This window comes from Nocardia flavorosea, from assembly GCF_015477805.1.
Taxonomy (GTDB): domain Bacteria; phylum Actinomycetota; class Actinomycetes; order Mycobacteriales; family Mycobacteriaceae; genus Nocardia; species Nocardia flavorosea_A.
The window spans coordinates 599696-609393 of the sequence record NZ_JADLQL010000004.1 but is presented as its reverse complement, the minus strand read 5'-3'; the positions used below and the strand labels follow the sequence as shown (position 1 = coordinate 609393).

Annotated in this window: 12 protein-coding genes; 9 read left to right on the top strand and 3 right to left on the bottom strand. The window is 66.6% G+C overall.

All coding sequences use genetic code 11. The features are described from left to right. Positions 1 to 169: 169 nt before the first annotated feature. Positions 170 to 979 carry a hypothetical protein gene (locus tag IU448_RS21315; protein WP_195057398.1) on the bottom strand — a complete coding sequence of 270 codons (810 nt, stop codon included), beginning with the start codon at positions 977 to 979 and terminating at the stop codon, positions 170 to 172. A 224-nt stretch (positions 980 to 1203) separates the two neighbouring features. Between IU448_RS21315 and IU448_RS21310 the strand changes: the two genes are divergently transcribed. Both IU448_RS21310 and IU448_RS21305 read left to right on the top strand, forming a co-directional pair. Continuing rightward, the gene (locus IU448_RS21310; protein WP_228813693.1) at positions 1204 to 1428 is read left to right on the top strand and encodes a putative toxin; all 225 of its coding nucleotides are present in this window, start codon (positions 1204 to 1206) and stop codon (positions 1426 to 1428) included. After that, on the top strand, positions 1425 to 1706 hold the full coding sequence (locus tag IU448_RS21305; protein WP_195057397.1) for a hypothetical protein: 282 nt from the start codon (positions 1425 to 1427) through the stop codon (positions 1704 to 1706). The genes IU448_RS21310 and IU448_RS21305 overlap by 4 nt, the downstream gene beginning before the upstream one ends. Positions 1707 to 1803: 97 nt before the next feature. Here the strand turns inward: IU448_RS21305 and IU448_RS21300 are convergent, their stop codons facing one another. Together IU448_RS21300 and IU448_RS21295 are read right to left on the bottom strand one after the other, a co-directional pair. Further along, the gene (locus IU448_RS21300; protein ID WP_195057396.1) at positions 1804 to 2517 is read right to left on the bottom strand and encodes a VIT1/CCC1 transporter family protein; all 714 of its coding nucleotides are present in this window, start codon (positions 2515 to 2517) and stop codon (positions 1804 to 1806) included. A 47-nt stretch (positions 2518 to 2564) separates the two neighbouring features. Further along, entirely contained in the window at positions 2565 to 3269 is a 705-nt protein-coding gene (locus IU448_RS21295; RefSeq protein ID WP_195057395.1) for a metal-dependent hydrolase, read from the bottom strand. 492 nt (positions 3270 to 3761) lie between these two features. On the opposite strand from IU448_RS21295, the gene IU448_RS21290 reads away from it, so the two are divergent. From IU448_RS21290 to IU448_RS21260, 7 genes are all read left to right on the top strand, one after another. Then, the gene (locus IU448_RS21290; protein ID WP_195057394.1) at positions 3762 to 4223 is read left to right on the top strand and encodes an Rv3235 family protein; all 462 of its coding nucleotides are present in this window, start codon (positions 3762 to 3764) and stop codon (positions 4221 to 4223) included. 28 nt (positions 4224 to 4251) lie between these two features. Beyond that, complete coding sequence (locus IU448_RS21285) at positions 4252 to 4902, top strand: ankyrin repeat domain-containing protein (RefSeq protein ID WP_195057393.1); 651 nt, start codon at positions 4252 to 4254, stop codon at positions 4900 to 4902. Positions 4903 to 5352: 450 nt separating this feature from the next. Then, positions 5353 to 6183 carry an SAM-dependent methyltransferase gene (locus IU448_RS21280; RefSeq protein ID WP_195057392.1) on the top strand — a complete coding sequence of 277 codons (831 nt, stop codon included), beginning with the start codon at positions 5353 to 5355 and terminating at the stop codon, positions 6181 to 6183. 11 nt (positions 6184 to 6194) lie between these two features. Then, positions 6195 to 6980 carry an SDR family oxidoreductase gene (locus IU448_RS21275; protein ID WP_228813690.1) on the top strand — a complete coding sequence of 262 codons (786 nt, stop codon included), beginning with the start codon at positions 6195 to 6197 and terminating at the stop codon, positions 6978 to 6980. Positions 6981 to 7045: 65 nt separating this feature from the next. Next, positions 7046 to 7495, top strand: coding sequence for an NADAR family protein (locus IU448_RS21270; protein WP_228813688.1), 450 nt, complete (start codon positions 7046 to 7048; stop codon positions 7493 to 7495). Between the two features lie 245 nt (positions 7496 to 7740). Then, positions 7741 to 8337 carry a TetR/AcrR family transcriptional regulator gene (locus IU448_RS21265; RefSeq protein ID WP_195057391.1) on the top strand — a complete coding sequence of 199 codons (597 nt, stop codon included), beginning with the start codon at positions 7741 to 7743 and terminating at the stop codon, positions 8335 to 8337. A 109-nt stretch (positions 8338 to 8446) separates the two neighbouring features. Further along, complete coding sequence (locus tag IU448_RS21260) at positions 8447 to 9649, top strand: cytochrome P450 (RefSeq protein ID WP_195057390.1); 1203 nt, start codon at positions 8447 to 8449, stop codon at positions 9647 to 9649. Positions 9650 to 9698: the final 49 nt, after the last annotated feature.

Here is a 9698-nt window from a genome sequence, read left to right as displayed (position 1 = left end):
CATCTGCTGCGGCGAATTCACCAGGTCCGCGCCGGAGCCGATGCGACCGCTGCGTGCCGGCGGCGAAATCCGGATGCGGCGAACCGCTGGACGCCGGGGTCGTCGAGTAATGGGCCGATATCGCGATGCGCGAATGGGTCTCATCGGCCCCCGCAGACACCGCGGCGGGTCACTGCTGTTCGTGGGCCTCCGGTTCGGGCCGGTCGAGGATGGCCTGTGTTCGGGTGTCGAGATCGCCGAGGGTGGAAAGCAATTGGAGCGCACCGAGTTCCGGGGGTGGTTCGTCGGCCATCTGACGTAACTCGGCCAGCACCGCATCGATATCGTCCTCCGGTGCCGGCCGCCTGCGCGGTGCGACCGGCGTATCGACACGTTGCCACGCGATCGCCTGCTGCCACCACGGATCGCGGACAGCCCACGCCCAGATGGTTTTACGGACCAGCGGCGCGTTATCGGTGTAGAGACGGAAGAACGCGTCGAGATCGCGATGTTCGAGTTCGAAGATCTCGTCCGGCAGGCGGCGGGCCCGGATATGACACATCGGCGCGCGGGTCACCTGCAGGGCGGGATCGCGCGGGTCCGGCGGCGTTTCCAGTATCTCGTCGAGAATGCTCTCGGTGAGATACGGGAGGGTGATATTGCCCGTGGTCACCTGTATCCGGGTGGCGCCGCGCGGGTTGTAGAGGCGGCGGGTCGCGACGTCCAGCACGGCCAGGTCGCGGTCGGCGGTGAGCGCCAGCAGGGCGCGCAGGCAATCGAACCGGTCGCGGACGGTGGCTTCCAGCAGAGCGCCCCGGGCCTCAGGGCGGCGGTGGACCCGTAAACCGGTCCCGGAACGGTGGATCAGGGTGCACACCACACCCACCGCCCGCTCCGGCGGACCGGGCTCGGGTGCTTCTACCAGGGACAGATACCGCTCGTACGCCTGCTCGGCCGAATCGAACGCGGCCGCCGGCAGTACGGCGAATAGAGAACTCACCCGCCCAGTACAGCAAAATATGCGACATATCGCTGGTTCACTTCGAATAAATCCCTGCCGGCCGTATCGGCCCAACGAGATACCACCGCTTCCGCGGCGACCGTGAGCAGAATCCGCTGTGGTGCTCGTGATCTCGGTACCACTCGCCCGCGACGGACCGCAGACGCTGTCGTTCCGAGCCTCCCCTCCGGGGGCGTAACAACAGCGTCGGCATCGGACGTCCGGTGCTGAGTTCGGGACTTGATCGTGGCTGTCGGCGAGGTCCGGGAACCGGAGGGTTCCAGCGGCAGGCACTCACCGGCCAGATCCGAGATGACCTGGCGTATTGCCAGGCCAACGGCTACGAGTTCGTGCTCATCACCGACAATGCCACTACTCTGACCCCTGAACTCCAGGCCCTGGTCGACAAGGGCGAGATCAATCACGTGAGAATGGATTTCCAGAGTTGACGCCCACCGACGACGCCTCCGCGACACGCCTGCTCGCCGGCTACCGGCAGGCCGGCGAGCGCATCCTTCGGCAACCCTCCTCACCGGAATGGTGGATCGAGTTCACCATCTTGCCCGCCGATCCGAACGGTGGAGACCAGCCGCTGCTGCCCACCGCTGACGGATGGTCCAGCCGGACCGGTTCGACACTGTACGGCCAAGTCAAGGCAGCGAAAGACCCCAGCCCGGCACTGGGCGGCGTGGTCCGATGGTGGCTGCCCCGCAGCTACGATGGCTGACTTAAAGTTCAACGCAGGGCCGCCCCCGGCTATCCCTGAACTGCACCTTCATCGTAGGACTGACCACCCGCCGAGTGGCTGTGCGACTTAAATTTCGTCAGATACCGGCGACGTCGGCCAGTTGGCCGATGCCGTAGGTGACGGCCATGGCCAGCGCGCCGCCGAATACTACCCGGGCCACCGCCCGCAGCCGGTTGCTGCCGCCGAGCCAGGCGCTGATCGAACCGGTCAGTGCCAGTGCGATCAGCACCGCGACGATGGTGACCGGGATCCGCGCCGTGGTCGGCGGCAGCAGGATGGCCAGCAGGGGTAGTAGCGCACCCAGGGTGAAGGCCACTGCCGAGGAGAACGCCGCATGCCATGGATTGGTGAGCTCGTCGGGGTTCAGGCCGAGCTCGGCTTCGGCGTGGGCGGCGAACGCGTCGTAGGCGGTCAGCTCTTCGGCCACTTGCCGGGCGGTTTCGGCGGACAGTCCTTTCGCGTGATAGATGGCGGTGAGCTCGGCCAGTTCGTCCGCGGGATCTTCCTTCAACTCCCGGTATTCCTGCGCGAGCAGCGCCGCCTCCGCGTCACGCTGGGTGCTCACCGAGACGTACTCGCCGACGGCCATGGAGATCGCGCCCGCGCTGACCCCGGCGATTCCGGCGGTGAGAATCGTGCTGGTACTGGACGCGGCTGCCGCGACCCCCACCACCAGCCCCGCGGTCGATACGATCCCGTCGTTGGCGCCCAGCACTCCGGCGCGAAGCCAATTGAGCTTGGCCGCGAACCCCGTCTGTGGGGGATATCGGTCCTCCGCTGCCTCGGTCATACCTGAAGGCTATGGCAAAAGCCTCAGGGAGGACCTGTTTACCGGCGTTACTGGGGTACTGCGTACAGGTAGAAAAGAGCGATCGTGACAAGGCCCATCGCCGGGGTGAGGACCCAGGTCTCCACTTTGTTCCCCGTGCGGGAGATGATCGGGACCGCCAGGCGCGGCTTCAACGGCCACAGCAGCGGGCAGCCGCGGTCGGTGAGGCAGTCGCCGACGATATGGATGAGAGCGCCCAGGCCGATGGCGAACGGGAGCCAGTACGGGGAGTCCGGGAGCCAGCGGTCCATCAGCACCGTGCCGCCCGCGGCCAGCAGGACGCACAGGCCCCAGGCGCGGAAGGAATCGCCGCGCGGTGTCAGGTGCAGGGCCCGGATGCCGAAGGCGAGCATGACGAAGATGACGCCGAGGGTGAAATATCTGCCCAGATAGTGCACGCCTGCCCAGGTCGCCCAGCCGGCGAGCAGGACGAACAGTAACCCGTGCGTGCCCTTGCGATGCCCACCGGCGACAGTTGCGACCCCCTTTGCCACCGCATTGCTCAACGGTCCCAGCGAATCCCCGATCGTGCCGCCCGGATGGTCGATATCGGGAAGCAGTGCCGCGCCTGCCGTGATCAACGCACCCAGGATCAATTCGAGCGCGCTGACATCGACAGGCCCGCGCACGAATTCCATCACCGGGACGGGTACGACGGTAGCGGCAGTGGCGAATGCCAAGGCGCCACTGGTGGCATGGGAATGGCCGAGCAAAACATCTCCCGGTATCAAGGTGCGATCGGACGTAGCGATCCAAGTTAGCAATCGATACCGACACCACCGACCGGCGCACGACGCGCCGAAAGCCCGCCGTCACGAGAAACGCCGTGCTGACGGTGATTTCGCGAGAAGGCCCCGGGTATCTCTGTACCTCGGCATCCATCGATGCAATGCTGGCGCGACCGGAACGCGGGTGGAGTGTTCCGCTTTCGGAGGGGGTGTCGAATGCGTGATGGCCGGCCGATTCTGTATCGGGTTCCCGATTTCGAACCGTCGACGGAGCCGTCCGGTGGGTTATCGGATGGGCCACTGCCGGCTGGAACTCGATCATCTGGACTGCCATCGTCGCGAACGCTATCGCCCGGGACGGCAGTGCCGGCATCAATGTCGACGGAGCCCCCGCCGGTGCGGGCGAGAACACGGAGAAGCGGTCGCGAGCCGGGGCCGACGCAGGACGGGGCCGGTGATGCCGTCTCACCCGCCCCGGTGGCGACCTGCGCACCCGCGTCACAACCTGGCGAATGCCGTTCTCGTATCGACCGTAAAACCCTGCGCGCCAATCGCAGCGCACCGGCGGGGATCCGGCGTGCGCACCGCGTCGCGCATACAGTCGGCGATCGCGCCGAACCGAGCGAAGCACGGGAGTTCGTCGCAAAGGCTCTGCGGATTCTCCTGGAGGTCCTGGACCGCCGCCGCCCGGTGGCGCAGCTCAACACCCTGTGCGAGTCCGCGCTGGTGCACACGGTCGGTGTTCTGGTCGCGGGCGATCACACCCCCAGCCGGGCACTGGGCGCCGCAGTACTCATCAAGTTCCAATTGTTCCCGGCCGACGACCACGCGTTCGAGCTGATAGCCATGTACCAGCGCGGCCCCCGGCGGCTCGCCCTCGCCGGCCGGGTCGAGCGCACCGCAACCGGTTGGAAGCTCACCGCCCTACGCCTGACCTGATCTGTGCGCCGGGCGTTACGCTCCGCGGATGGAATTGATCTGGCAGGGGGCCCAGAGCCGTGAATCGTTCTACGAGAACGAGGTCGCACATCGTGATCAGCTCGCCGACGCCGCGCGAAACGGTGAGTGGGACCGCGTCTTCGCGCTGATGACCGAGCCGGAGTATGGGAACTCGACCAGGGTCGGCGGCACGTCCGGGTTCGCGCCGCTGCACCAGGCCGCGTGGCACGGTGCACCCGCTGCGGTCGCCGATCGTCTGGTCGCGTTGGGTGCCTGGCGTACCTTACGCACCTCTGCGGGCGATACACCCGCCGATATCGCTGCCGCCTCCGGTGACAAGTACCTTCAACGCTCGCTGACACCCCGGTTGCACCGCACCACCGCGTCGGCCGTCCTGGCCCAACTCGAGGCGCAACTACACGCCCTCATCCTCGGCCGGGTCTATGAGCTGTGCCGCAAAGCTCGGTACCGGCCGCCGCAATTGGGCCCGCTGCTGGAAGAAGGCAACGACCGGATGTGGGCCCCGGTCCCCGGAATGTACGGGGGTTTCGCCATCGAGTTCGCCGACGACGCCGACGAACTGGTCGTGGACAGCTGGTGCCGGGTCGCCGGAGGGTCCGGACAGCGGCACCGGGTCCGGCGCAACGGTTTCGAACTGATCGAGTCCGGGTTCGTTTAGACCGCGATGAACAATCTTACCCTTCGTAATGTTCGCCGAGCCCGGATTCGCTGTCAGCCGCAAAGCTGGGAACGCCGGATTCGAAGCTCGGCCAAGGGCGGGTTCGCTGGACTGTGCGGGACGGGACCGGAGCACCAGGTCGATTCGCTTACGGATCCGGCTCTTGTCCGACTGTCCGGTATCGTCCGCCCAGCCCACGAGGCGGGGGAGCTTGCTCCGGCGCCGGATAGCCGCTTGTCTCGCTCGTCACAGGACACAGAATGCTATGGAGGGCGTTGGGCGTCATCTGTCTATCCGGAGCCGGGCGGGGATGAGTCGGGTCGGAAGGGGTCGAGATCCCAGGAATCCGTGCGGACCGCCGGGTGGGGGCGGGCATTTGTGGTTGCGGGGACAGAGGTTCGCGCGGCTGCATACCATGAGTGCGCGAGGCTCGGTTGATGGGAGAGCGTGATGAACGACAGTGCGGGCGTGGTGGATCCGAATACACCGAGTATCGCCCGGGTGTACGACTATCTGCTCGGGGGGAAGGACAACTACCCGGTCGACCAGAAGATCGGTGACCATTTCAAGGTCGATCTGCCCGGCTCGGTGGCCATTGCTTTCGGGAACCGGCAGGCGTTGGTGCGGGGTGTGCGGGATATCGCCCGCAGCGGGGTGAAACAGTTCATCGATCTGGGCAGTGGGCTGCCGACCGCGGACAATGTGCACCAGGTGGCGGCGCGATACGTCGACGGGGCGAAGGTCGTCTACATCGACAACGACCCGATCGTGCTGGCGCACGGCCGTTCGCTGCTGGCCACCGACGACCGCACCACGGTGGTCCGGGCGGATGTGCGCGAACCGGAGAAGATCCACAACAATGCCGAGGTGCGCCGGCTCATCGATTTCGACGAGCCGGTGGCGATGGTGTTCAGCGCGATCCTGCACCACCTCAACGACGATGAAGATCCGCGCGGTGTCGTTTCCTATTGGTGCGATCGGATTCCGTCGGGGAGCCAGGTATTCATTTCCCATTTCCGGTCCGGCGGTAATGCGGAGACCGAGGCGGCGGAACAGAAACTGCAGTCGACGTTCGGGCGTGGGCGGTGGCGCACCGACGAGGAAATCCGGGGGCTGTTCGGCGATCTGGAGATCCTCGAACCGGGAATCGTACCGGCGGTGCTGTGGCGGCCGGATACCATCGACGAATCCGATTTGCCGATGAGCAGTATCGGTTCGGCGGCGCGTGAACTGTCGGTATGGGATCAGCTCATATCGGCCGGCTTGGCTCGTAAACAGTGAGTGGGGAGACGATGTATCCAGGAACTGCCGGACGTAGGTATGTGGTCACGGGTTCGGCCTCCGGTATCGGTGCCGCGACCGCTGCCATGCTTCGCGAACGCGGTGCGCAGGTGATCGGCTGCGATATCGACGACGCGGATATCCGGGCCGACCTGTCGACTCCGGCCGGCCGGAAGTCGCTGGTGGACCAGGTCACCGCGCGGGGTCCGATCGACGCCGTGCTCGCCGTCGCCGGTGGCGGCCGGACCGGACTGCTGGAAACGAACTTCTTCGGCGCGGTCGCGACCCTGGAAGGGCTGCGGCCCCTGCTGGCGCAGAGCCCCGCGCCGCGGGCCGTGGCCGTATCGTCCACGTCGGCACTGTCCCCGATGGATGAGCGGGCGGTGCAGATGTGTCTCGACGGTGACGAGGCCGCGGCGGTCGCCTATCTCGATGCCGATCCGTCTCTGGCCGGGCCGGCCGGTGGATACGGTGTCGCGAAACGCGCATTGAATCGGTGGGTGCGCACGGTCGCGCCGGCACCGGAGTGGGCGGGGGCGGGGATCGCGCTGAATATCGTCGCGCCGGGAGTGGTGGATACGCCCGCCGCCGCGTGGATTTTCGCCGATGAGGCCACCCGGGAGGCGGTGGAATCCGCCGCTCCGCAACCGTTCGGGGGATTTCCCGGCCGGCCGGAATGGGTGGCCGAGCTGATCTGCTGGCTGGCCGGTGCGGACAACCGGTTCGTCACGGGTCAGATCGTTTTCGCCGATGGCGGCGGTGAAGCCGCTGCGGTCGGTGACGTGCACTGGCGCTGACCGCACGGCTTCGGTCGCGGCGAAAACCTGGTGCTTTTCCGGCGAGTTGGGGACAGACTCGTCGAATGCAAGCGCGCAGTGTCGGCGAGTTGATCGCCGCATCCGATGGTGAACGGGTGAAGTATCTGCCCTTCTGGGGGCACCAACCGCGTCCGGATGGGAGGGTCGGTGCGAATTGTCTGAGCCAATGGTGGCCGGTGCGGTTCACCGTCGACGGCGTGGATTTTGCGACAGCCGAGCACTACATGATGTGGCGGAAGGCGTTGCTTTTCGATGACCACGATCTTGCGGAAAAGATTGTGGCAGCGCAGCATCCGGGAGCGGCCAAGAAATTGGGGCGCAGTATCCGCGGGTTCTCCGACGAGACGTGGGAACGGCACCGGTTCGGCATTGTGGTGAACGGTAACCTGGCGAAATTCGGTCAGCATGAGGATTTGCGTCGATTCCTGCTGCACACCGGAAACCGGGTGTTGGTGGAAGCGAGCCCGGTGGACCGGATCTGGGGATCGGGTTGACCGCAGACGATCCTCGAATCGAAAGCCCGGCCGACTGGAAGGGGCTGAACCTTCTCGGGTTCGCGCTGATGGAGGCTAGGGAGATGTTGCGGGGCTGACCGGCCGCCGGATCGTTCCCGGGCCGAGCGGCCGTGAGAATCTAGCGGTCCTGATCGCGTGCTGTGGTGAGGTAGGGGCTGCCGGTTTTATCCCGATCCGGGATGTGTTTACGCTGCATGTCCGGATAGCGGCGGATCGGAGGACGGATGACCGGCGGAAACGAGCCGGCGAGCCGGCGGCGGAATTCCGCGGCGACCAGGGCCGCGATTCTGGAGGCGGCGCGGGAATTGTTCGCGGAGCGGGGCTACGAGCGGGCGACTGTCCGTGATATCGCGACCCGGGCGGGGGTGAATCAGGCTCTGCTGTTCCGGTATTTCGGGAACAAGGATGAGCTGTTCCGGTCGACGATGACCGATCGGGGCCGGTCGCTGCTGGAATCCGGGTCCGTGGAGACGTTGCTGGCCCGGTTGCTGGAGCAGGCGCTGGAGCCGGGTGCGGCGGCGGCGCACGGGAGCTGGTTGCAGGCGGCGTTGCGGTCGAGCGGGCACGAGGCGAGTGCGTCGGTGATACGCCGGGAACTGGGGGAGGAGTACATCCGGGCGTTGTCGTCGCTCACCGATGGCGCGGGCGCGGAGTTACGTGCCGACCTGTTGCTGGCCTGGTTGCTCGGTATCGGGATGGTGCGTTCGGTGCTGCGCCGGGAGCCGCTGGCCGGGGCCGATCCTGCGGAGATAGCGGAGTATGTGCTGCGTGCGGCGGGTGTGTTGCTGGAACGCAATGATCCGGGATTCCCTCCGGAATAACGGCTTTGCGTCGTTGACGCGTGATCCCGCACACCTTTACTCTGGCTAAGTAAGCAACTGCTTACATGGTCGGTCGTCCGGTCGCCGGACGCCGCGGAAGGGAGATCGCATGACCGTGAACACCGAGGTGCGCCGCTACCCCTTCGGTGCACCGACTCGTCTCGATATGGACCCGCTCTACGCAGAACTGCGCCGCGAAGAGCCGGTCAGCCGGGTCGAATTGCCCTACGGCGGCCAAGGCTGGCTGGTCACCCGCTACGACGACGTGCGCACGGTGCTCGGCGATCCGCGGTTCAGCCGCGCGGCGACCGTCGGCCGCGAAGACGTCCCGCGCGCCACTCCTGCGCCCGCGCAAGCCGATTCGCTGCTGAGTTTCGATCCGCCCGAGCACAGCCGGTTGCGCAAACTGGTGGCCAAGGCATTCACCGGCCGCCGGGTGGCGGAACTGCGCCCGCGCACCCGGCAGATCGTGGACGAGAAACTAGGTGCGATGGAGCAGGCCGGTTCCCCCGCCGATCTGGTGCAGAGCCTGGCGCTGCCGCTGCCGGTCACCGTGATCTGCGAAATGCTCGGCGTACCGGCCCGGGAACAGCATCGTTTCCGGGATTTCTCCGATGCGATCCTGTCCACCACCGCCTACACCCGCGAGCAGATCGAAGCCGCCCGGGCCTCGCTCGAGGGCTATCTCGCCGAGCAGGTCGCCCAGCGCCGGGAAAACCCCACCGACGACCTGCTCGGCGCCCTGGTCGCGGCTCGCGACAACGAGGACCGGCTGAGCGAGAAGGAACTGGTGAACCTGGGGGTCGGGATCCTCATCGCGGGCCACGAGACCACCGCCAACCAGATCGCGAACTTCACCTACATCCTGCTCACCCAGCGCGAATACTGGGACCAGTTGCAGGCCGACCCGGAGCTGGTCCCGGGCGCGGTCGAGGAACTGCTGCGCCACACCCAGCTCGGATCCGGGGGTGGGCAGCCGCGGATCGCGACCGAGGATGTGGTGCTCAGCGGGGTCACGGTGCGGGCAGGAGACGCGGTGTTCGTGCACACCCAGTCCGCCAACCGGGACGAAGCAGTGTTCGAGGATCCCGAAACACTCGATCTCACCCGGCAGCGCAATCCGCATATCGCGTTCGGGTATGGGGCGCATCACTGCCTCGGCGCGCAACTGGCGCGGATCGAACTGCAAGTCGCGATGGAAGCATTGCTGGAACGGTTCCCGGGGCTGCGGCTCGCGGTGCCGGAGGATCAGGTCCCGTGGAAGTCGGGGTTGCTGGTGCGGGGCCCGGAGAAACTTCTCGTGGCCTGGTGAACCGAGCGCCGTCGGCCGGGCGCTTCGCGGTGTCCCGCCGACGGCCGCA

Bases quoted from the DNA above. Each gene is read 5' to 3' on its own strand.
- IU448_RS21260 (WP_195057390.1), top strand. From the start codon at position 8,447: ATGACCGTGAACACCGAGGTGCGCCGCTACCCCTTCGGTGCACCGACT.
- IU448_RS21270 (WP_228813688.1), top strand. From the start codon at position 7,046: ATGCAAGCGCGCAGTGTCGGCGAGTTGATCGCCGCATCCGATGGTGAA.
- IU448_RS21300 (WP_195057396.1), bottom strand. From the start codon at position 2,517: ATGACCGAGGCAGCGGAGGACCGATATCCCCCACAGACGGGGTTCGCG.
- IU448_RS21265 (WP_195057391.1), top strand. From the start codon at position 7,741: ATGACCGGCGGAAACGAGCCGGCGAGCCGGCGGCGGAATTCCGCGGCG.
- IU448_RS21285 (WP_195057393.1), top strand. From the start codon at position 4,252: ATGGAATTGATCTGGCAGGGGGCCCAGAGCCGTGAATCGTTCTACGAG.
- IU448_RS21280 (WP_195057392.1), top strand. From the start codon at position 5,353: ATGAACGACAGTGCGGGCGTGGTGGATCCGAATACACCGAGTATCGCC.
- IU448_RS21275 (WP_228813690.1), top strand. From the start codon at position 6,195: ATGTATCCAGGAACTGCCGGACGTAGGTATGTGGTCACGGGTTCGGCC.